Origin of the sequence: Streptomyces sp. NPDC006711 (genome assembly GCF_042869775.1) — a bacterium.
Taxonomy (GTDB): Bacteria; Actinomycetota; Actinomycetes; order Streptomycetales; family Streptomycetaceae; genus Streptomyces.
In genome coordinates, this window is the sequence record NZ_JBIAGO010000004.1 from 42857 (window position 1) to 61911 (window position 19055).

21 protein-coding genes are annotated in these 19055 nt (G+C 72.0%); 9 read left to right on the forward strand and 12 right to left on the reverse strand.

Annotation, left to right across the window (positions count from 1 at the left end):
- Position 1: 1 nt before the first annotated feature.
- The gene (locus ACFYM2_RS10680; RefSeq protein WP_388835160.1) at positions 2-1321 is read left to right on the forward strand and encodes an MFS transporter; all 1320 of its coding nucleotides are present in this window, start codon (positions 2-4) and stop codon (positions 1319-1321) included.
- On the opposite strand, the gene ACFYM2_RS10685 is transcribed toward ACFYM2_RS10680, so the two are convergent.
- The 4 genes from ACFYM2_RS10685 to ACFYM2_RS10700 all read right to left on the reverse strand — a co-directional run bounded on the left by ACFYM2_RS10685 (position 1299) and on the right by ACFYM2_RS10700 (position 4379).
- Positions 1299-1931: a hypothetical protein gene (locus ACFYM2_RS10685; RefSeq protein ID WP_388462275.1), complete on the reverse strand. Its 633-nt coding sequence runs from the start codon at positions 1929-1931 to the stop codon at positions 1299-1301. The genes ACFYM2_RS10680 and ACFYM2_RS10685 overlap by 23 nt on opposite strands.
- 196 nt (positions 1932-2127) lie before the next feature.
- Positions 2128-2760 (reverse strand): class I SAM-dependent methyltransferase, encoded by a 633-nt coding sequence (locus ACFYM2_RS10690; protein WP_388835163.1) that lies wholly within the window; start codon positions 2758-2760, stop codon positions 2128-2130.
- A gap of 27 nt (positions 2761-2787) precedes the next feature.
- Positions 2788-3330 (reverse strand): DapH/DapD/GlmU-related protein, encoded by a 543-nt coding sequence (locus tag ACFYM2_RS10695; protein ID WP_388835166.1) that lies wholly within the window; start codon positions 3328-3330, stop codon positions 2788-2790.
- A gap of 80 nt (positions 3331-3410) precedes the next feature.
- A complete protein-coding gene (locus ACFYM2_RS10700; RefSeq protein ID WP_359002384.1) occupies positions 3411-4379 on the reverse strand; it encodes a LysR family transcriptional regulator in 969 nt (322 codons plus the stop codon).
- A gap of 220 nt (positions 4380-4599) precedes the next feature.
- On the opposite strand from ACFYM2_RS10700, the gene ACFYM2_RS10705 reads away from it, so the two are divergent.
- Both ACFYM2_RS10705 and ACFYM2_RS10710 read left to right on the forward strand, forming a co-directional pair.
- Entirely contained in the window at positions 4600-6021 is a 1422-nt protein-coding gene (locus ACFYM2_RS10705) for an APC family permease (RefSeq protein ID WP_388835169.1), read from the forward strand.
- A 65-nt stretch (positions 6022-6086) separates the two neighbouring features.
- The gene (locus tag ACFYM2_RS10710; protein WP_388835172.1) at positions 6087-7046 is read left to right on the forward strand and encodes an SDR family NAD(P)-dependent oxidoreductase; all 960 of its coding nucleotides are present in this window, start codon (positions 6087-6089) and stop codon (positions 7044-7046) included.
- Positions 7047-7100: 54 nt separating this feature from the next.
- On the opposite strand, the gene ACFYM2_RS10715 is transcribed toward ACFYM2_RS10710, so the two are convergent.
- Together ACFYM2_RS10715 and ACFYM2_RS10720 are read right to left on the reverse strand one after the other, a co-directional pair.
- Positions 7101-7553, reverse strand: a complete 453-nt coding sequence (locus tag ACFYM2_RS10715; protein WP_359002390.1) for an OsmC family protein — start codon at positions 7551-7553, stop codon at positions 7101-7103.
- On the reverse strand, positions 7550-8488 hold the full coding sequence (locus ACFYM2_RS10720; RefSeq protein ID WP_359002392.1) for an alpha/beta hydrolase: 939 nt from the start codon (positions 8486-8488) through the stop codon (positions 7550-7552). The genes ACFYM2_RS10715 and ACFYM2_RS10720 overlap by 4 nt, the downstream gene beginning before the upstream one ends.
- 89 nt (positions 8489-8577) lie before the next feature.
- Here ACFYM2_RS10720 and ACFYM2_RS10725 point away from each other — a divergent pair, with 89 nt between their 5' ends.
- The 4 genes from ACFYM2_RS10725 (at position 8578) to ACFYM2_RS10740 (ending at position 11037) form a co-directional block, all read left to right on the forward strand.
- Positions 8578-9054, forward strand: a complete 477-nt coding sequence (locus ACFYM2_RS10725) for a MarR family transcriptional regulator (protein ID WP_359002394.1) — start codon at positions 8578-8580, stop codon at positions 9052-9054.
- 121 nt (positions 9055-9175) lie between these two features.
- Entirely contained in the window at positions 9176-9550 is a 375-nt protein-coding gene (locus tag ACFYM2_RS10730; protein ID WP_388462267.1) for a VOC family protein, read from the forward strand.
- 229 nt (positions 9551-9779) lie between these two features.
- Positions 9780-10016, forward strand: a complete 237-nt coding sequence (locus ACFYM2_RS10735) for a DUF397 domain-containing protein (RefSeq protein WP_359002398.1) — start codon at positions 9780-9782, stop codon at positions 10014-10016.
- Between the two features lie 88 nt (positions 10017-10104).
- Complete coding sequence (locus ACFYM2_RS10740) at positions 10105-11037, forward strand: helix-turn-helix domain-containing protein (protein WP_388462266.1); 933 nt, start codon at positions 10105-10107, stop codon at positions 11035-11037.
- Here ACFYM2_RS10740 and ACFYM2_RS10745 read toward each other — a convergent pair.
- A complete protein-coding gene (locus ACFYM2_RS10745; protein WP_359002402.1) occupies positions 11034-11807 on the reverse strand; it encodes an SAM-dependent methyltransferase in 774 nt (257 codons plus the stop codon). The genes ACFYM2_RS10740 and ACFYM2_RS10745 overlap by 4 nt on opposite strands.
- On the opposite strand from ACFYM2_RS10745, the gene ACFYM2_RS10750 reads away from it, so the two are divergent.
- Positions 11806-11955, forward strand: a complete 150-nt coding sequence (locus ACFYM2_RS10750; protein ID WP_359002404.1) for a hypothetical protein — start codon at positions 11806-11808, stop codon at positions 11953-11955. The genes ACFYM2_RS10745 and ACFYM2_RS10750 overlap by 2 nt on opposite strands.
- 106 nt (positions 11956-12061) lie before the next feature.
- Here the strand turns inward: ACFYM2_RS10750 and ACFYM2_RS10755 are convergent, their stop codons facing one another.
- Together ACFYM2_RS10755 and ACFYM2_RS10760 are read right to left on the reverse strand one after the other, a co-directional pair.
- Positions 12062-12580: a hypothetical protein gene (locus ACFYM2_RS10755; RefSeq protein WP_388835175.1), complete on the reverse strand. Its 519-nt coding sequence runs from the start codon at positions 12578-12580 to the stop codon at positions 12062-12064.
- Between the two features lie 110 nt (positions 12581-12690).
- On the reverse strand, positions 12691-12948 hold the full coding sequence (locus ACFYM2_RS10760) for a hypothetical protein (protein WP_388835178.1): 258 nt from the start codon (positions 12946-12948) through the stop codon (positions 12691-12693).
- A gap of 461 nt (positions 12949-13409) precedes the next feature.
- Between ACFYM2_RS10760 and ACFYM2_RS10765 the strand changes: the two genes are divergently transcribed.
- Positions 13410-13763: a VOC family protein gene (locus ACFYM2_RS10765; protein ID WP_388462261.1), complete on the forward strand. Its 354-nt coding sequence runs from the start codon at positions 13410-13412 to the stop codon at positions 13761-13763.
- Positions 13764-13865: 102 nt separating this feature from the next.
- Here ACFYM2_RS10765 and meaB read toward each other — a convergent pair whose 3' ends face one another.
- The 3 genes from meaB to ACFYM2_RS10780 are packed head-to-tail and all read right to left on the reverse strand — an operon-like array spanning position 13866 to position 18855.
- A complete protein-coding gene (gene meaB, locus ACFYM2_RS10770; protein ID WP_388462259.1) occupies positions 13866-14849 on the reverse strand; it encodes a methylmalonyl Co-A mutase-associated GTPase MeaB in 984 nt (327 codons plus the stop codon).
- The gene (gene scpA, locus ACFYM2_RS10775) at positions 14846-17020 is read right to left on the reverse strand and encodes a methylmalonyl-CoA mutase (RefSeq protein ID WP_388462257.1); all 2175 of its coding nucleotides are present in this window, start codon (positions 17018-17020) and stop codon (positions 14846-14848) included. The genes meaB and scpA overlap by 4 nt, the downstream gene beginning before the upstream one ends.
- On the reverse strand, positions 17020-18855 hold the full coding sequence (locus tag ACFYM2_RS10780; RefSeq protein WP_388835180.1) for a methylmalonyl-CoA mutase family protein: 1836 nt from the start codon (positions 18853-18855) through the stop codon (positions 17020-17022). Before ACFYM2_RS10780 ends, scpA begins: the two co-directional genes overlap by 1 nt.
- Between the last annotated feature and the right edge of the window lie 200 nt (positions 18856-19055).

Sequence of the window (19055 nt, forward strand, 5' to 3'; positions counted from 1 at the left end):
AGTGCGGCGCCCGAGCGCGGGCGGCCTCACGCCCGTCGCGCACCGGATCATCCGGCTCAACTACGGCTTCCAGCTGCTGTTCAACCTGCTGTGGTGGATGCCGGTGTTCTACGCCTACCAGAAGGAGGCCGGGCTCTCCGACGGACAGATCTTCGGCATCCAGAGCATCTACTACGTCGCCTTCTGCCTGTTCGAGATCCCGACCGGACTCATCGCCGACCGGATCGGCGCCCGCAACTGTCTGCGGGCCGGCGCGGTGGTGATGACGGCGGCCAACCTGGCTCCGGTCATCAACGCCTCCTACACCGGCTTCCTCCTGCACTTCCTCGCCATCGCCCTGGGCCGGTCCCTGACCTCGGGGGCGGCGAGCGCCTATCTGTACGACGGGCTGCGCGCGGAGAAGTGCGACGAGCACTACCTGAGGGCCGAGGGCACCGCACGAGCGCTCGGGCTCGCGGCGAAGGTCGTGTGCTGGCCGCTGGTCGGTCCTCTCATGGCGGTCGCCCACACGGCGCCGTACGTGCTCAGTGCCGCAAGCGCCGCGGGCTCGTTGGCCTGCGCCGTCGCGCTGCCCCGGCTCGCCAAGGCGGACGGCGCCGGTGCGGCGGGGCGGGGCGGGGCCGGGCGCGCGGGCGGGGCCTTCCTGCGGGACGCGGGCGCAGCGCTGCGGTGCGTGGCCTCCTCGCGCTGGCTCGCCCTGGTGATGGTGCAGGGCGTGGCCGTCTTCACGCTGTCCCGGATCTGTCAGGTCAACCTCTTCCAGCCGATCCTGCTCGACCACGGCATCGGGGAGGCGTCGAGCGGCGGGGTGCTGGCGGCGATGACGGTGGCGGAGGCGGTGGGCTCGGCCCGCCCCCAGTGGCTGAGCCGCCGCCTGCCTCCGGTCGCCTGGGTGTCGATCCTCAGCCTCGCGCTCGCGGGCACCCTGGCGGCGATGGCGATCGGCGGACCCTGGACGGTGGTCGCGCTGCTGTGCGTGTTCGCCCTGGCGACCGGGTTCGTGTATCCGGTCCAGCGCAAGCTCGTCAACGACGCGGTGCCCGCGAACGCCCCGCGCGCCACGCTGCTTTCGGTCGAGAGCATCGTGGACCGCGCGGTGTGCGCCCTGGCCGCGATCGCGGTCGGGGTGTACATCTCGGCGGGCCGTCTTGACGCCCTGCTGCTGCACAGCGCGCTGGCCACGGCGGTGCTCCTGGGCGGCGTCCAACTGCTGCTGCGCGCCGGGGTGGTGCGGCAGAACCACCCCGACGCGGGCATGCCGGCGGCGGACGGTACGGCGCGGGACGCGCGGACGCCCCTCAGCGAGGCAGGCGGCCGATGAGTTCGACAAGCCCGACGGGCAGGAACGCGGGCCGGTGGGGGCGGCCGATCTGGTACGGGACATAGCCGAGCGACCCCGCCACGTCGACCTCTTCGGCCGTCTCGGCCTGGTAGACGAGGGAGCAGTGACCGGACGCGGCCATGGCGCGCTGCCACAGGACGGGTGCGGGTTTGCGCTCCGCCTCGGTGCGCGGGGTCAGGATCCGGTCGCCGAAGTCCTGCCACGCGAACGGCGTTGAATCCCGCCACGTGGCGTCGACCTCCTTCTTGAGGCGGGCGGCGCGCTCGGCGTCGGTGGCGCCCCAGGAAGGCGGCACGTTGGTGATCAGACCCACCTTGACGTGGTGGCGGCGCAGGGCGCGCAGATAGGCGGCGGCGCCGGGCACATAGCCGGTGCTGCCGTCGTCCGCCGTGTGCACCAGGGTCTCGCCCAGGTCGAAGTAGACGATGGGACAGGCTTGTTGGGCCGCCGTGCGCGCGACGGATCCCGTCGCGCCGCCGACGCCCGTCGGCGCCGCCGCGTCGGCCGGAGCGCAGAGCACCGTCGACGCGAGGGCGGCGCACAGCGCGAGGCCCACCCGCCCCAAGGTCCTGGAGACGGTTCTGTCCATGGCGTGGTCCCCCATCGTCGAGCGCACCGCGAGAGTGCGCGCCTGGTCCTGCGTCTGTCCGGTGCATGACATACAGATGCGGCGAAGTCTCTCATGCGATGGCCGAAAGCGTGGCGCCATTGACCTGTGCCGCGCGTCTCGAACTCTCCTAGTACGTCAGGTAGTTGAGTGGCAGCCCGGATGGAGGCCGGGTCCGCTACAGGGAGGTGGAGTCCGCGTCCTTGCGCAGCACCAGATGGCTCCACCGGACTCCTGACCGGCCATGGAGATCTTCCCGTTCGCCGAGGTGCACGGGGGTCAGGCCGTGGCGGCGGGCGAGCCGCACGGTGTCGTCCGGCGACACGTCGAACATCCGCCGCCCCGCCGGGACCGGGCCGTGGCGCAGGGTCAGAAACAACTGGCCATCGGGCGCGCTGAGTTCGGCCACGCTTCTCATCGCCTGCCCGCGCTCCCGGTCGTCCAGATGCATCCAGACGGCGGTGAGGAGTACGACATCGAAGCGCTCGCGCCGGCCGCGCAGCACCCCGAGCTCCGGCAGGGCGTCGTCCACCCACTCGATGGCCCGGCCGGCATGGATGCGCTGCCCCAGGGAGCGGAGCTCGGCCGTCGGTTCGACGGCGACGGTGCGGTGCCCCAGAGCGGCGAGCGCCGCGGCGTCCCGGCCGCTGCCCGCCCCGATGTCCAGGACCGCGCCGGGCCGGCGGGGGAGCAGGTGCAGCACCTCGCGGTGGACCTCGTCGAACGACACGCTCTCGTACTGGGCGGCGAGCAGATCGGCCGCTTCGGCGTAACCGGCCGTGCCGGGGCGCGACTTGGGGTCAGTGATCATGGACGCAGGCTACCGGGGACCGGGCCCTCACCACCGGCGGCGCACACCGGCCTTGGGGCCGCTGACCAGACTGGCCGCGGGGACGTCGTCGGCCACCACGGCGCCGGCTGCCACAACGGCGTCGCGGCCGATGCTGACGCCCGGCAGGATCGTGGCACCGGCGCCGATCCACACGTTCTCCGCCACGTCGATGGGCGCGCCGGTGAGGTAGTGCCGGCGCTCCTCGGGATCGACGGGGTGGCCGCTGGTGATGAACGTGACCTTCGGTCCGATCATGACGCGTTCACCGAGCCGGATCCCGGCGTAATCCAGGAACGTGCAGTTCTGGTTGATGAACACCCGCTCGGCGATGTCGAGACGCAGGCCGTGGTCCGTGAAGAAAGGGGGATGGATGGTCACCCTGGGCGGCAGTGGCTTGCCGAGGATCCGTGTGAAGAGTTCCGCCTTGCCCGCTTCGTCCTCGAAGGGCAGGGCATTGAGGCGGGAGGTCAGCGCGGTCACCCGCAGGACCCTGTCGGCCATGGCCTGGAACTCGTCGCCGTGGATGCGCATGAGCCGGTCGCTCGGCATGCGGTGAACCTTTCGGTGAGAGGGGCAACTGGGCGCGGGACGCCGGGCGTTGGGGTTCTCCAGCGGCCTCGATGCGGCCCCTACGAGCCGTCACTCCGGCCGACGGCACCCTCGTGGCGGCGCGCGGCGGCCCAGGACGGGAGCCAGACCGGATCGGGGAGGGCCGGCAGGCTCCTGAGGTGCGTGATGACGCCCCGGAGCCCGGGGTGGGGATTCGTGCTGGGGAGGAGGAGTGAGAGCGGGTAGGCGAGGGTGGGATTGACGACGGGGATCCGGCGCAGGTCGTAGTGGGTCGGCCAGATGTAACGGTCGCGCGCGCCGATGAGGGTGGCCACGTCGCCGGAGTCCGCGAGGGTGTCCAGGAGCACTTCGTCTCCGAAGTGCGGGCCGGCGGCGTCGATGCGCAGGCCGAAGGCGGTGGCGAGCTCGTCGTAGAACTCCGACCACTCGCTGCCCGGTGCGATGCCGGGCACCCAGATCCGGTGCCCACGCAGGTGTCGTGGTGTCACCGCGCGCGCCGAGGCGAGCGGGTGGGCCGGGCCGACCAGGAGTTCCAAGGGGGCGTCGAAGGCGGGGATCATCCGCACGCCGGGCGGCAGCGTCGCCGGGGCGGTGACGCTACGGAACGAGGCGTCGACGTCGCCCGACTCGACGGCGGCGACCGCCACGCGCGGGTCGTCGACCCTGAGGGTCACCACATCGAGATCGACTCCGGGGTGCGACCGCCAGTAGTCGTGCAGCGTCACGGCCTGGGCGCTGCGCAGGCCGAGTACGTCGATCCGGAGCGCCCGCGAGCCCGGCCTGACCGCGTTGACGGCGCGCTCGACGCTCGCCACGATGCTCCGGGCATGAGGCAGGAACGCCTGGCCGTCGAGCGTCAGCTCGACGCCGCGCGTGGTCCGCGAGAAGAGGCGTACGTCGAGGAAACGCTCCAGGGCGGCGATGCGCTTGGAGACCGCCTGCTGCGTCACGCCCAGCTCGTCCGCCGCGTGCCGGAACTGCCCGAGCTCGGCCGCCCGGACGAACGATCGCAATGCCTCCGTGTCCATCGGGCCATCGTAGGGACGCCCAACCGATGGTTGTCGTGACTGCGAAGACGCGTTGTGCGGGTGGCCGGCAGGAGGGCGGTGTGCCCCGGTTTGGCGCGCGGCCATCGCGGTCACACGGGGAGGGCGACGCGCCCGGTCCGTGACGGATGGGCCGCGTCCGCAGGCGCGTCCCCTGCCGCCTCCCGTCACCGGACACCGCACGAAGGAAGCCGAGTCCCCCATGAGCACGCAGAGAACCCAGACGGTGCCAGCCGCGCCCGACGCCCCTGGCACGCTCAAGCGAGCCCTCGGCACACCCCTGCTGTACTTCTTCATCCTGGGCGACGTCCTGGGCGCCGGTGTCTACGTCCTCATCGGGCAGGTGGCGGCCAAGTCCGGCGGCGCAGTGTGGGTGCCGCTCGCCGTGGCCCTCGGCCTGGCGCTGCTGACCGCGGCCTCGTACGCCGAGCTCGCCACGAAGTACGCCCGGGCCGGCGGAGCCTCGTACTACGCGACCCTCGCCTACGGGCCGTTCGTGGGGTTCTTCACCGGGTTCTGCATGCTGGCGGCCGGCATCGTCTCGGTCGCGGCCCTCGCGCGGGGGTTCGGCGGCACCTATCTCACCGCCTTCGTGCACCTGCCCGTCGCCCTGGTCGCGGTCCTCTTCCTCGCGGCCCTTGCCCTGCTCAACGCGCGGGGCATCAGCGAGTCCACCCGCGCCAACGTGGTGGCCACGGTCATCGAGACGAGTGGGCTGCTCCTGATCATCGGACTCGGTGTCTGGCTCGTCGTACGCGGCGACGGCGACCCGGGCCGGCTGCTGCGGCTCGGCACGCCCGAGCACGGCCCGGTGGCCGCCGCGCTCAGCGGCGCGGTGCTGGCCTACTACTCCTTCGTGGGGTTCGAGACGTCCGTCAACGTGGCAGAGGAGACGCGCAATCCCCGCCGCGCCTACCCGCGCGCCCTGTTCGGCGCCCTCGGCACGGCCGGGCTCGTCTACGCGGCGGTCGGCGCGGCCGCCTCCGCCGCCGTGCCCACCGGCGTCCTGGCCCGCTCCGACGGCCCCCTCCTGGAAGTCGTCCGCGCGGCGGGCGCGGTGCCCGAGTGGCTGTTCTCGGCGATCGCCCTGGTCGCGGTCGCGAACGGCGCGCTCCTCACCGGCATCATGTGCTCACGCCTCGCGTTCGGCATGGCCCGCGAGCGCCTGCTTCCGGCGTTCCTGACCCGTGTGCTGCCCCGGCGACGCACGCCCTGGGCCGCCATCGCCGTCACCACGGCGCTGTCCCTGCTGCTCGCGCTCACCGGCGACATCGAGACGCTGGCGGCGACCCTGGTCCTGCTCCTGCTCGTCGTGTTCTTCACGGTCAACACGGCCGTCCTGGTGCTGCGCCGGCGTGCCGACAGCGGCAATCCGGACCACTTCCGCGCCCCGGCGGTCATACCGGTGCTCGGCGCGCTGTCCTGCGTCCTGCTGGCCACCCAGGTGGACGGCGCGGTATGGCTGCGCGGCCTGGCCCTGCTGGCGGTGGGCGCGGTCCTCGGGCTCGTCTCCACCGTCGCCTCGCGGCGCACCCGCGCGGCCACCACGGCCGCCGAGCCGCCCCGCCCCGTACCGGAGGACGCCGGCGACGCCGACCCGAATGATCCGCGACGCCTCGTGTAGGAACGCCCAGGGCGGGAACCGGGAGGGCGGCGGTGCCTCACGCCCACACCCCCGGGAGCAGCAGCATGAACCCTCGACGTGATCGTTTCGAAGGCCGCACCGCACTCGTCACCGGGTCCTCGCGCGGCCTCGGGCTCCTCATCGCCCGTGAGCTGGCCTCGCGCGGCTGCCGCGTGATGCTCTGCGCCCGGGGCGCCGAGGGGCTGGGCCTCGCGGAACGCAAGCTGCGGGCCGTGGGCGCGGAGGTGGCCTCGTCTGCCTGCGACATCACCGACGAGGACGCGCCACAACAGCTGCTCGACGCCGTCCACGAACGGTTCGGGCCGCTGGACATCCTGGTGAACAGCGCCGGCATCATCCAGGTGGGTCCGATGGAGACCTTCGAGGAGGCGGACTTCCGCGAGGCGATGGAGACGATGCTCTTCTCCCCGCTGCGGCTCACCCTGGCGGCCCTGCCCGATCTGCGCGCGAGCGCGCAGGGCACGCTGGTGACCATCTCCTCGGTCGGCGGCCGCATCCCGGCGCCGCACCTGCTGCCGTACGTCACCGCCAAGTTCGCCGCCGCCGGCTTCTCCCAGGGGCTGCGAGCCGAGCTCACCGGCTCGGGCGTCAGCGTGACCACGGTGTTCCCGGGGCTGATGCGGACCGGCTCGCACACCGCTGCCCGCTTCCACGGCCGCCCGGGCGCCGAGTACGGCTGGTTCGGCGCGGCCGCCACCATGCCGCTGCTGTCGATGGACGCCGGGCGCGCGGCCAGGGCCGTGGTGCGGGCCGCCGAGCGCGGCCGGCCCGAACTCGTCCTCACCCCGGCCGCCAAGATCGGCGTACGCCTTCAGGGTCTGGCGCCCGCCTCCATGGCCCGGCTCCTGTCGCTCTCGGACCGCGCGCTGCCCGGCCCGGGGGAGCGGCCGCGCCGTGACGTGCGGGGAGCCGAAGCGGCCGCGCAGTCGAGGCTGCCGCGCTGGGTCACCACCCTCGGCGACCGCGCCGGCCGCCGCCTGGGCGAGCCGAGGCCCCACAACTGACCGTCACCCTGGCCCCAACTGCCGCGCCCTGCCCATGACTTCGAGGAGTCCGCGTCAGGTCTCCCGCGCGGCGTCGGTCACGGCCACGCCGACCGGTGTGCCCGCCTCGATGGTGCGGCTGACCGTGCAGAGCCGGTCGTGCGAGGTCTTCACGGCCCGGGGCAGGATCGCCCGGGCGCGGTCTCCCAGGGCTCCGTCCGGGAACGCGGCGGTGAAGGCGACCGCGAGGTCCGACAGCCGGTTGCCGCTCTCGTCCTCGATCTTGGTCGCGGTCACGGTGATGGTGAACACCGTTGGATCCGCATGGCGGCTCGTGGCGACCTCCACGTCGGCCGCCGTGCAGCCGCCGATCGCGGCGAGGAAGAGCTCGACCGGCGTGAAGTCGGTGTCCGGGCCCGAGCCGGAGCCGGTGCCGAAGGTCAGCGTGCCCCCACGGGCATTGGTCGCGGTGAACCGGCCGGGTCCGGCACGTTCGATGGCGACGGAGCGCAGTGCGTTGTCGGTCATGGCGACGACGGTAGCGCCACGCCCCGTGAACCGTCCCCTGCCACGCGTAGGCGCTGGCAGAGGAAGAGCGCGGCGCGGTCCAGTGCCTCGTCGGCCTCCTCCAGGGCGCCGGCGAACGCCTGGAACACATGGGGTACGTCGGCGGTGATGTCCAGGATGACGTCCACGCCCGCGTCCCGTGCGCGGGCGGCCATGCGGGTGGAGTCGTCCAGGAGCATTTCATGGGTGCCCGCTTGCAGAAGCATCGCGGGGAGCCCGGTCAGGTCGCCGAGGACGGCGGGGCTGAGCAACGGCCGGCGGGGGTCCTGCCCCGCGAGATACAGGGACCCGGTGCGGTCGAGACCCGCGCGGGTGAGGAACGGGTCGAGATCCGCCTTGGTGCGCATGCTCGCGCCCGTACGGGTCATGTCGAGCCCGGCCGAGAACGCCGCGATCGCGGCGGGCAGGGGCAGGCCCGCGTCACGCGCGGCGAGGCAGGTGGTGATGGTGAGACCGCCGCCCGCGGAGTCCCCGGCGAACGCGATCGCCGAAGGGTCCTCGCCGCTGTCCAGGAGGGCGCGGTAGGCGCCCACCCCGTCCTCGATCGCGGCCGGGAACGGGTGCTCGGGGGCCAGTCGGTAATCGAGCGAGAGCGCCCTGATCCCGGTCCTGACCACCAGGTTCCCCGTCAGCGACATGGCCGTTTGGGGGGAGCCGGCCACGAAGGAGCCGCCGTGGAAGTAGAGGATCGTCCCGGGCCGGGCCGCGCGGTCCGGCTCGACGAGCAGCGCGGGCCGCTCGCCGAGCGTGGTGGGCCGGGTGCGGATCCCGTCCGGGACGGTCATCCGGGCCATCAGCTCCCTGAACGCGGCGCGAAGGCCCTCGATCGAACGGGGCTGCTCGCCCCCGGGGTGTCGGACCAACTCGTCTATCCGCGCGCGCTGTTGTCTGCTCATGGTCGCCTCCGGAGTATCCACATGCCACCCACATGCCATTCGCATGCCGAGGAAGTATCTGCCTAGGAATGTAAGTTACGATATATGCCATGGCAACCAAGTCACGTGACGGCCGGGTCGACCTCCCGGGTTTCTTCGCCGACCTCGTCCGCTGCGAGACGCGCCTCTACAACGCGCTCAACGACCGCCTGCGGGACCGCCACGGGATCGTCACCTCGCAGTACGAGTTCCTCAGCTTCCTACGCGCCCACCCCGGCTCGCGGGTGGCGGAACTCGCCGCCGAGTTCGCCATCGGGATCGGCGCCACGAGCAAGGGCGCCGACCGCCTGGCGAAACAGGGGTGGGTCGTGCGGCGCCCGCACCCGTCGGACCGCCGCTCCTCCCTCCTGGACCTGACCGACGACGGCCTGCGGCTGGTCGAGGCGGCGCAGGCCACCTTCGACCGGACGCTGGCCGAGCTGACCGCCGGCGCGCTGGACGGCCCCGGCGGGCGGGCCGCCGCGCAGGCCGTCGCGCACCTGCGCTCCGCACTCGAACGCGACCAGGTCGGCCTGCCCACCGGGTGAGTCGCCCTGCCCGCCGTCGCCCGCCGTCAGGGGGGGCGCGCGCATTCCCCCGGCGGTGACGGGTACGACCCCTCCCGTACGGGGCCGCGCGGAAGCGGGCCATGAGTGAAGGGTGTCGGACATGATTCGCAAGCTCCAGGCCGTCGCGTTGGACTGCGCCGATCCGGTACGGCTGGCGGAGTTCTACGCGGAGCTGCTGGGCGGCCACGTGGTCGAGGACCCCACGGACCCCGGCTGGGTCGAGGTGCGCGGGTTCGAGGGCACGCCGCTCGCCTGCCAGCGCGTCGACGGATACCGGGCGCCCGCGTGGCCCGGTCAGCAGCGTCCGCAGCAGATGCACCTCGACTTCGACGTGGACGACCTCGACGTCGAGGAGAAGCGGGCGCTTGCCCTCGGCGCGACCCTGCTGGAACGGACGGATCAGTCCCGCCCCGACGCCAACTGGCGGGTCTACGCCGACCCGGCGGGCCACCCGTTCTGCCTCTGCGTCCACTGAACGCGCCCCGCACCGTCGAGGGACGCTGAAACCTTTGCGAGGGACGGGAATTGCCCACTTTCGAGGGACAGCGTGGTCCGGCGCGGCCTCGCTACCATCGGCGGCACTCCTGGAGGCCGTGAAATTTCAGCGGTCAAGGCGCGCTTTCGCCGCCGGCTCCGGGGGCTTTTCCGGGCGCGCGGCGCCGATCCGGGCTCCGCGCAGTTCAAGCGACGGAAGGTGACAGCTGATGGCGGACTACGACAACGGTGTACGGGCGGACGCGATCGCGAACGCGGTGTGGGTGAAGGCGACCGCGAGCGACGCCTACAACGACTGCGTCGAAATTGCGCGGTTACCCGAGGGCGAGGTGGCACTGCGCAACTCCCGCTTCCCTGCGGGGCCGGCGTTGATCTTCACCTCCTCCGAGCTGGCGGCCTTCCTCGACGGCGCGCGCAAGGGCGAGTTCGACCCGATGGTTGGCTGAAAGACCTGGCTGAGGGTTGTGATGGCCACCCCGGTTCCTCAGGATGGGCACGCACCGGCGACGGTCGCCGTGCGTGGGAGGAATCAGGGTGGCCGCACGCGTTCTTTCTCCGGTTCCGGACGAGGAACCGGACAGCCAGGACTTCGGCGCGGCGCCGCCCGCGCGCGTACTGGGTCTGAAGCTGCGGGCGATGCGGATCGCGGCCAACCAGCGCGGCAAGGACGTGGTGGCCGCCGGGGTGATCAGCTCCACGTCGATGCTCAGCCGGTACGAGACCGGCAACCGGGCCGCGCGGCCCGATCTGCGGACGGTGGTGCGGCTCGCGGAGTTCTACGGCCGAGGTGACGAGGAGTCGCTGCGGACCCTGACCCGCCTCTTCGACGACGCGAACAAGCGCCGGTGGTGGACCGACTACAGCGACGTGGTGGACACGTCCCTGGACGAGCTCATGACCGTCGAGAGCGCCGCCAAGGAGATCCGTACGTACTCCGGCTCGCTGGTGCCCGGCCTGTTGCAGACCTCCGACTACGCGCACGCGATCATGCAGGTCCCCTATATGGGAAAGCCCGACAACCCGGCGATCAAGCGCCGCTGGGAGGTGCGCCGCCGGCGCCAGCAGGTGCTGGAGGCGCCCGACGCGCCGGACTACTCGGCGGTGATCGCCGAGGCGGCGCTGCGTACGTGGGTGGGCGGCCGCAAGGTGATGCGCGGCCAGCTGCGGCACTTGTTCAACCTGGCCGAGAACCGCGACCGGGTGCACATCCGGATCTTCACGGACCGGGCGTGGGAGAAGGCGTGCCCGCTGACCACCTCGATGACCGTCTTCAAGTTCGCCGGGCCCGGCGAGGCGGACATGGTGTACCGGGAAGGCATGAACAGTGGCGGGGCCTGGCTGAGCGACACCGCCGATGTCGATCTGCATGCCGCGTCCATGCTGGAGCTGATCCAGCACAGCCTCGGCAAGGAGGAGACGCTGGCCCTGCTGGACCGGCTCATCACCGCGTTCGCGGACGAGGACTAGGGTTTCGCGCCCCGGACCACCTTGCCGACGCCGCCGTACTCGATCCACTCCTGCGTGGCCTGACGCGGTGCGATGTCGGTGTCCGGATACCAGGTGGAGACCTCGACGGGTCCGTCGGCCTTGTGCAGGACGAGACCGTCGAAGTAGCGCCTGACCTCCGCCGAGGAACGCACGCGCCCCCAGGTGCCGCCGGTCGTCTCCCGCATGAACTCCGTGACGCTTTCCCGCAGTTGGGCGTCGTCGCTGGTGAGCTGGGAGATGACCAGAAAGCTGCCGTCGGGCAGGCGGTCGGCCACGTCCTTCACCAGCTGCCAGGGATCGTCGTCGTCGGGGACGCAGTGCAGGACCGACACGAACAGGGCCGCGACCGGTTCGCCGTCCTCCAGCAGCCGGCGCACCTCGGGGCGCGCGAAGTTGCCCGCCACGTCCCGCATGTCGGCTTCGATCACGGCGGTGGTCTTCATGTCCTCGGCGAGCATGAGCCGGCCGTGGGCGTGCACCAGGGGGTCGTTGTCGAGGTAGACGACCTGGGCGCCGGGCTGGAACTCCTGGGCGACCTGGTGGACGTTGGGCCGGGTCGGCAGGCCCGAGCCGTGGTCGAGGAAGCGACGGATGCCGCACTCCTGGGCGAGGTAGCGCACCGAGCGGACCAAAAACGCCCGGTTGATCAGGGCGAGTTCGCGGGTGCTCGGCGCCAGTTCCAGCAGGGTCCGGCACGCGTCCCGGTCCGATGCGTAGTTGTCGGTCCCGTTGATGAGGAAGTCGTACATGCGCGCCACGCTGGGCGTGCTGACGTCGATGGAAATGATGCTCTCCCTCTTCAGGCGCGGCCACGGCCAACAGGGTTGCGAAGACCGCTGGTTGACAGGAGAGATGCTAGGAGCGGCGCCGGACGCCGACCAGTCCGCTCAGGGGTGACGGGCCGCGCGGGGGAGTATTCCGGACGCCGTACGTCACCACGCGGACGCGACCGGTGGCCGACCGGTCGGCAGCGGTCAGTCCCTGACCCGCGCTTCCCCGCGCCTCACTCATCCGGTATGAGGATCCCGGCCGGAGACGCGAGGAGGCGGATCGCGCCGCCGAGGCGGACGGTGAACTCCGCTACGCCCATCCCCATGACCGCCGCCGCCTCAGCCACGGGAAGCCCGAGCCGGTGGCGCAGCACGAACATGTCGGCCTCGCACGGCCGCATCAGCCCCAGCAGGTACGGCTTTTGGGCTCGGGCGGCTATGTGCGCGGTGACCAGCGACCAGCACGCGGCGGCGGGTGACGCCTCCCGCAGGACGAGATGCCATTGGGAGGCGACGCTCTCCAGGGCGGACCGGACGGTGAGCTCCGCCGCCTCCACGCTGTCAAGGCGCACCCGTGCGTAGCGGACATAGACCTCGCCGTAACGCGTGCGGAACGCTTCGAAGACGATCTCGGGGGCGCTCGCCGCCGGGGGCGTCGCACCCCTGCGGGCCGGGCGGAGGGTGGTCGTGCCGGGGGCGCGGCGCGGGAGGGCGCGGCGCGGGGAAGGGTGGGGTAAGTGGCCCGATGGCACCGGGACTCCTCGCGGCGGGGGCGCACACCGCGTCCGCCGGAAAGCGGGCGGACGGTCCGCGCACAATGACCGAAAACCGTGGGGGTGGAACCGCGCCAACTGCGGCCGCGCTAAAGGCGGGTGACGCGCAGGTAGGTGACCGTCGTCCGGTCCGCCCACGCCATCGGCGCGGCCATCATCAGGGCCTCGGGCGGCAGCCCTCTCCACACCACGCCCGCCACGGTCGCGGTCACGAGCACCGAGGCCCAATGGGCGGTGACGGCGAGGATGGCGACCACGGCGCTCTGGGCGATCACATGCAGCGGAACGCTGAGGCCGGGCCGCTCCGGAAGCAGTATGGCGAGCTTCCGGTAGACGCGTTCGAGCACGGTGTCCTCCTGGAGATGGATGCGTGGGGACCGGACGCGTCAGGGCTTCGAGTCGGGCGAGCGATGCCCGACAGCCTTTCGGAGCCCTTACTGATGTCCGGGGCCCGAACACAATCAGCACGGCGCGCGCCCCGCAAACCCCGGGAAATCCCTGAAAGCGGACGGGAATTCCGCTGCCCCCGCTGTCCCACCGGGCTATGGCGCCACACAGTTGTCATCGCCGGACAAGGAGCGACCGGAGCGGTCAGGAGCGAGCATGTCCGTTCAGGGCGGGGTGAGCTGAGCGGCGGCGAGACCGGGGGCTTGCGCGAGCCGGTCCTCGAATCAGCGCCCCCATGCAACCCGAACGTATGAACATGGGAACAACGTCACCAATGTCGTCCGCAATTTCACGCGGGGCCCAGGGGGCGCGGCGGATAGCGTGGGGCGTCCGCATGTTCCCCCAGCGCAGGGAGTGGCCCATGTACGTCCGCCGGATCGTCCCCAACTTCCAGTCCGAGGGCGAGGCCCTGGCCGAGAGCTCGGACTTCTACGGTGCGCTCGGCTTCGAGGAGGTCATGAATCACGGCTGGATCGTCACGCTCGCCTCCCGGGACAACCCCGCCGTGCAGCTGAGCCTGATGAGCAAGGACCTCACGGCTCCGGTCGCGCCCGATGTGAGCATCGAGGTCGCGGACGTGGACGCGGTCCACCGGGCGATGGTGGAGCGCGGCGCCGAGATCGTCCACCCCCTGACGGACGAGGAGTGGGGCGTACGCCGCTTCTTCGTGCGCGATCCGAACGGCCGCGTGATCAACGTCCTCAGCCACCCCTGAGGGCCGGGCGGACAGCGGGGAACCGGCGCGGGGCGGCCGTTTCGGAGCGAGGCGCGGCTGCCGCACGACCTTGACGACCCGGGCCGGGCGAGGACCCCCGCCTCAGTCCCGGAGCCCGCCGAACGTCTCCAGGATCTGCTCGGCGGCGAGCGTGGCCGTCAACTCCCCTTCCCTGACCCGCTGTTCGAGCGCGGGCGTCAGAGCGCGGACGCCGGGGTCGGAGCGCAGCCGGGCGAGGAGTTCTTCGCGCACCATCGTCCACGTCCAGTCGACCTGCTGGTCGCGGCGCTTCGCGGCGAGCCGGCCGGTGGATTCGAGCAGGCCCCGGTGGTGTTCGAGGCGTTCCCAGACCGCGTCGAGGCCCTTCGACTCCCGGGCGCTGCAACTCAGGACGGGCGGCGTCCAGAACGCGTCCTTGCCGTGCATCAGGCGCAGCGCGCCCGCCAGCTCCCGCGCGGCGGACTGCGCGTCGCGCTCGTGCGGCCCGTCCGCCTTGTTGACGGCGATCACGTCGGCGAGTTCGAGGACGCCCTTCTTGATGCCCTGGAGCTGATCACCGGTGCGGGCAAGCGTCAGCAGCAGGAAGGAGTCGACCATGTTGGCGACCGCCGTCTCCGACTGGCCGACGCCGACCGTCTCCACCAGGACGACGTCGTAGCCCGCCGCCTCCATCACCACGATCGACTCGCGCGTCGCCTTGGCGACCCCGCCGAGCGTGCCGGCGGTGGGGGAGGGGCGTACGAACGCCGCCGGGTCGACGGCCAGGCGCTCCATCCGGGTCTTGTCACCCAGGATCGAACCCCCCGTACGGCTGGAGGAGGGGTCCACCGCGAGCACCGCCACCCGGTGGCCGGCCGAGGTCAGCCGGGTGCCGAACGCGTCGATGAACGTCGACTTGCCGACACCGGGCACGCCGCTCACACCGATCCGGCGCGCCTTGCCGCTGTGCGGCAGGAGCGTGGTCAGCAACTCCTGGGCCGGCGCCCGGTGACGGGGGTGGGTGGACTCGACGAGCGTGATGGCGCGCGCGACGATCGCGCGCTTCCCGTCGAGGACCCCTTTCACATAGGCGTCGACATCGATCACAGCTCGTGCCCGAGGTCGGCGGCCAGGCGGCGTACCAGGTCGTGCGCCGCGTCCGGGATCACCGTCCCGGGCGGGAACACGGCGGCTGCGCCCATGTCCAGCAGCGTCGGCACGTCCTGCGGCGGGATCACACCGCCCACCACGATCATGATGTCCTCGCGGCCCTCCTCGGCAAGCTGCTCGCGCAGGGCCGGTACGAGGGTGAGGTGTCCGGCCGCCAGCGAGGAGACACCGACGATGTGCACGTCCGCCTCGACGGCCTGGCGGGCGACCTCGGCAGGAGTCTGGAACAGCGGGCCGACGTCCACGTCGAAACCGAGGTCGGCGAAGGCCGTGGCGATCACTTTCTGACCCCGGTCGTGACCGTCCTGGCCCATCTTGGCGACCAGGATGCGCGGGCGGCGCCCCTCGGCCTCCTCGAACGCGGACACCAGGGCGCGGGTGCGCTCCACGGAGGGGGACTGGCCTGCTTCGTCGCGGTACACACCGGAAATCGTACGGATCTGGCTCGCGTGCCGGCCGTACACCTTCTCCAGTGCGTCGGAGATCTCACCGACGGTCGCCTTGGCGCGGGCCGCGTTCACGGCCAGCTCCAGGAGGTTGCCCTCGCCGCCGGCCGCGCGGGTCAGCGCGTCCAGCGCGTCCTGGCAGGCCCGCTCGTCGCGCTCGGCCCGCAGGCGGCGCAGCTTCTCGATCTGCTGGGCGCGCACGGAGGAGTTGTCGACGGCCCGCACGTCGATCTGTTCGTCGCTCTCCACGCGGTATTTGTTGACGCCGATGACCGGCTGACGGCCGGAGTCGATACGGGCCTGGGTGCGCGCCGCCGCCTCCTCGATCCGCAGCTTGGGGATCCCGGCGTCGATGGCCTTGGCCATGCCGCCGGCCCGCTCGACCTCCTGGATGTGCTGCCAGGCACGGCGCGCGAGGTCGTGGGTCAGCTTCTCGACGTAGGCACTGCCGCCCCAGGGATCGATGACCCGCGTCGTGCCCGACTCCTGCTGGAGCAGCAGCTGGGTGTTGCGGGCGATGCGCGCCGAGAAGTCGGTGGGCAGCGCGAGCGCTTCGTCGAGGGCGTTGGTGTGCAGCGACTGGGTGTGGCCCTGCGTCGCCGCCATCGCCTCCACACACGTACGCGTCACGTTGTTGAACACGTCCTGCGCGGTCAGCGACCAGCCCGACGTCTGTGAATGGGTGCGCAGGGAAAGCGACTTGGTGTTCTGCGGGTCGAACTGCTTGACCAGTTTCGCCCACAGGAGCCTGGCCGCGCGCAGCTTGGCGATCTCCATGAAGAAGTTCATGCCGATCGCCCAGAAGAAGGAGAGCCGGGGCGCGAACGCGTCCACGTCCAGGCCTGCCTCGCGCCCGGCGCGAATGTACTCCACGCCGTCGGCGAGGGTGTACGCGAGCTCCAAGTCGGCTGTGGCACCGGCCTCTTGGATGTGGTAACCCGAGATGGAGATCGAGTTGTAGCGCGGCATCCGCTGCGAGGTGTAGGCGAAGATGTCGGAGATGATCCGCATCGACGGCTTCGGCGGATAGATGTAGGTGTTGCGGACCATGAACTCCTTGAGGATGTCGTTCTGGATGGTCCCCGCCAGCTTCTCGGCCGGCACCCCCTGCTCCTCCGCCGCCACGATGTACAGCGCGAGCACCGGCAGTACGGCGCCGTTCATCGTCATCGACACCGTCATCTTGTCCAGCGGAATGCCGTCGAAGAGCTGGCGCATGTCATAGATGGAGTCGATCGCCACGCCCGCCATGCCGACGTCACCGGTCACTCGGGGGTGGTCGCTGTCGTACCCGCGGTGGGTGGGCAGGTCGAACGCGACCGACAGGCCCTTCTGGCCGGCCGCGAGGTTGCGTCGGTAGAAGGCGTTGGACTCCTCGGCCGTGGAGAAACCCGCGTACTGACGGATCGTCCAGGGCTGGTTGACGTACATCGTCGGGTACGGGCCGCGCAGATACGGGGCGATGCCCGGGTAGGTGTCGAGGAAGTCGAGACCTTCCAGGTCATGGCCGGTGTACAGCGACTTGACCGCGATGCCCTCCGGGGTCTCCCACAGCGGCGCGGCGCCGCCGGCCGCCGCCCGGGCGGCGTCGTGCCACGCTTCGGCGCCGCCGTCGGCCGACGGGCTCCCCAGCTCGATTCCGGAGAAGTCGGGGATTCCCATCAGGACACTCCCATGCGGTCGAGGGTGGCGGTGAGTACGGCGACGGCGTCGCAGCCCGCGAAGACGTAGGAGTCCACACCGGTCAGCTGCCCGGGGCGCCCGGCGAGGAAGACGTGCCGCGCGCCGGCGTCGGCGAGCGAGCGGGCGGCGTCCTCTGCCTGCTCCTCGTACACCGCGTCGCTGGAGCACAGACAGGCCTCCGTGGCGCCGCTGTCCTCGAAGGCGCCCTCGGTGACGGCCTCGATGCCGCCCGCCTGGAACAGGTTGGCCGCGAACGTGGCGCGCCCGGTGTGGGCGGCGGCGGGGCCGAGCGTGGCCAGGAAGATCCTGGGCCGGGACCCGGTCGCCGCGAGGTGGGCGTCCGAGCGGGCGCGCAGCGCCTCGTACGCCTCGTCGCGCCGCACCCGGGGCAGTCCGCCGGACGGGCGCGCGGGCTGCGGCTCGCGCTCCACCGGGCGCTCGTCCAGGTGCGGGAACTCGCTGACCCCGGTGATCGGTTCGCGGCGCTTGGCCAGGCGCGTGCCGCGCTCGCGCCAGGTGGCGGCCAGGTCCGCGCCGAGCTCGCCCGAGCGCAGTGCCGCCCCGAGACCGCCGAGCCCTTCGAGACGGCGGAAGAACTCCCAGCCCGCGTGGGCGAGTTCATCGGTCAGACGCTCCACGTACCAGGAGCCGCCCGCCGGGTCGATCACCCGGGACAGATGCGACTCCTCGATCAGGATCGTCGAGGTGTTGCGGGCGATGCGCCGGGCGAAGGCGTCCGGAAGGCCGAGCGCGTGGTCGAAGGGCAGCACCGTGACGGCGTCGGCGCCGCCCACTCCGGCCGCGAGCGTGGCGAGCGTGGTGCGCAGCATGTTCACCCACGGGTCGCGGCGCGTCATCATCACGGGAGAGGTCACGGCGTGCTGCCGCTGCGCCCCCGCCCCCGGCGCCCCGCAGACCTCGGCGACCCGCGCCCACAGCCGGCGCGCCGCCCTCAGCTTGGCGATCGTCAGGAACTGGTCGGCGCTCGCGGCGTACCGGAACTCCAGCTGCCCGCAGGCCTGTTGGACGCTGAGCCCGGCGTCGGTCAGCTCGCGCAGATAGGCGACGCCGGCCGAAAGGGAGGCGCCCAGTTCCTGCGCGGCCGAACCGCCGGCCTCGTGGTGGGGCAGCGCGTCCACGGTCAGCGCCCGCAGGCCCGGGTACTGCTCGGCGCAGCGCAGGGCGAGCGACGCGGTGGGCGCGAAGTCCAACTCCTCGCCCGTACGCGCCTGGTGGCCCAGCGGGTCGGCGCCGAGGCTGCCGCGCGCGGCGTCCTTGGCGAGGCCCCGCTCCTCGTACAGTCGCAGCAACTCCCCTGCGGCGGCCTCGACATCACGGCCCGCGTCGAGCACGACGGGCGCCAGGTCGAGATGGACGCCGTCGAGGACCCGGCCGAGCGAGGACACGGGGAAGCCGCCCTCGCCGAGCACCAGCCACAGCGAGGTGACGCCGTTCTCCAGATCCGCGAGCACGGTGGGGCCGTCGCCGACCGTGTGCTGCTGGCGTACGTCCCAGCCGCTCGCCGTGTTGCCCTCGGGCCTGCTCCCCCGTACGAAGGGAGCGAACCCGGGAAAGCCGGGGGCACCGGAGAGGCCGGGAGAGGCTGCGTCGGGCGCGGTGGTGTGCGCGGTGTACAGGGGACGGGTGCGCAACCCGTCCTCCAGCGCGGTGGACAGGGCGTCCTCCGCTGCCTCGCCGGAGGCTTCCTTGCCCGACTTGCGCAGGACACCAGCCACGAGGCTGTGCCACTGCTCAAGGGTCGCGTCAGGGAACTCGGCGGCCAGAGAGAGCCCGTCGTCAGGCAGGACCGTCATGCTCGGATGCTAGGGCAGTTCCACAAAGGAGCAGCAGAGGCATCGGCTGTGACCTTGGCCTCTTTGGCCCCGTGACCTCGGCGTCCCTGCCCCGGCCTGACGCCGGGCCGGGCCGGGCGCAGGGGTCATTTCGGACTTCGGGGGAGCAAGGGCAGGCGTGACGTGGCCGTGTGCGGGGTACCGCGTTGCAACACGGGGCT

Excerpts from the sequence above, each read along its gene's own strand:
- ACFYM2_RS10685 (WP_388462275.1), bottom strand. The coding sequence starts at position 1,931 with ATGGACAGAACCGTCTCCAGGACCTTGGGGCGGGTGGGCCTCGCGCTG.
- ACFYM2_RS10690 (WP_388835163.1), bottom strand. The coding sequence starts at position 2,760 with ATGATCACTGACCCCAAGTCGCGCCCCGGCACGGCCGGTTACGCCGAA.
- ACFYM2_RS10695 (WP_388835166.1), bottom strand. The coding sequence starts at position 3,330 with ATGCCGAGCGACCGGCTCATGCGCATCCACGGCGACGAGTTCCAGGCC.
- ACFYM2_RS10700 (WP_359002384.1), bottom strand. The coding sequence starts at position 4,379 with ATGGACACGGAGGCATTGCGATCGTTCGTCCGGGCGGCCGAGCTCGGG.
- ACFYM2_RS10705 (WP_388835169.1), top strand. The coding sequence starts at position 4,600 with ATGAGCACGCAGAGAACCCAGACGGTGCCAGCCGCGCCCGACGCCCCT.
- ACFYM2_RS10710 (WP_388835172.1), top strand. The coding sequence starts at position 6,087 with ATGAACCCTCGACGTGATCGTTTCGAAGGCCGCACCGCACTCGTCACC.
- ACFYM2_RS10715 (WP_359002390.1), bottom strand. The coding sequence starts at position 7,553 with ATGACCGACAACGCACTGCGCTCCGTCGCCATCGAACGTGCCGGACCC.
- ACFYM2_RS10720 (WP_359002392.1), bottom strand. The coding sequence starts at position 8,488 with ATGAGCAGACAACAGCGCGCGCGGATAGACGAGTTGGTCCGACACCCC.
- ACFYM2_RS10725 (WP_359002394.1), top strand. The coding sequence starts at position 8,578 with ATGGCAACCAAGTCACGTGACGGCCGGGTCGACCTCCCGGGTTTCTTC.
- ACFYM2_RS10730 (WP_388462267.1), top strand. The coding sequence starts at position 9,176 with ATGATTCGCAAGCTCCAGGCCGTCGCGTTGGACTGCGCCGATCCGGTA.
- ACFYM2_RS10735 (WP_359002398.1), top strand. The coding sequence starts at position 9,780 with ATGGCGGACTACGACAACGGTGTACGGGCGGACGCGATCGCGAACGCG.
- ACFYM2_RS10750 (WP_359002404.1), top strand. The coding sequence starts at position 11,806 with ATGCGCGCCACGCTGGGCGTGCTGACGTCGATGGAAATGATGCTCTCC.
- ACFYM2_RS10745 (WP_359002402.1), bottom strand. The coding sequence starts at position 11,807 with ATGTACGACTTCCTCATCAACGGGACCGACAACTACGCATCGGACCGG.
- ACFYM2_RS10765 (WP_388462261.1), top strand. The coding sequence starts at position 13,410 with ATGTACGTCCGCCGGATCGTCCCCAACTTCCAGTCCGAGGGCGAGGCC.
- scpA (WP_388462257.1), bottom strand. The coding sequence starts at position 17,020 with ATGGGAATCCCCGACTTCTCCGGAATCGAGCTGGGGAGCCCGTCGGCC.
- ACFYM2_RS10780 (WP_388835180.1), bottom strand. The coding sequence starts at position 18,855 with ATGACGGTCCTGCCTGACGACGGGCTCTCTCTGGCCGCCGAGTTCCCT.